The 250-nt window shown below is 62.4% G+C and carries 1 protein-coding gene; it reads left to right on the top strand.

Annotated elements, in window-relative coordinates:
* The coding region (gene pgk / locus EOB49_RS35615) for a phosphoglycerate kinase (protein ID WP_127383578.1) at positions 1 to 250 on the top strand (250 nt) is incomplete at both ends.

Here is a 250-nt window from a genome sequence, read left to right as displayed (position 1 = left end):
CCGAGCTTGAGGCGCTGGAGAAGGGCCTGGGAAAACCGGTTCGTCCGGTCGTCGCCATTGTCGGCGGCGCCAAAGTCTCGACCAAGATCGATCTGTTGATGAACCTGGTGAAGAAGGTCGATGCCCTCGTCATCGGTGGCGGGATGGCCAACACCTTTCTTGCCGCGCGTGGCACCAATGTCGGCAAATCGCTGTGCGAGCATGACCTCGCGGCGACCGCCAAGCAGATCATGATCGAGGCGGCCGAGGC

Origin of the sequence: Mesorhizobium sp. M7A.F.Ca.MR.148.00.0.0 (genome assembly GCF_003997735.1) — a bacterium.
In the GTDB taxonomy this organism is placed as follows: domain Bacteria; phylum Pseudomonadota; class Alphaproteobacteria; order Rhizobiales; family Rhizobiaceae; genus Mesorhizobium.
Note: the sequence above shows the minus strand (reverse complement) of the source record. Positions and strands in the feature narration are given on the sequence as shown.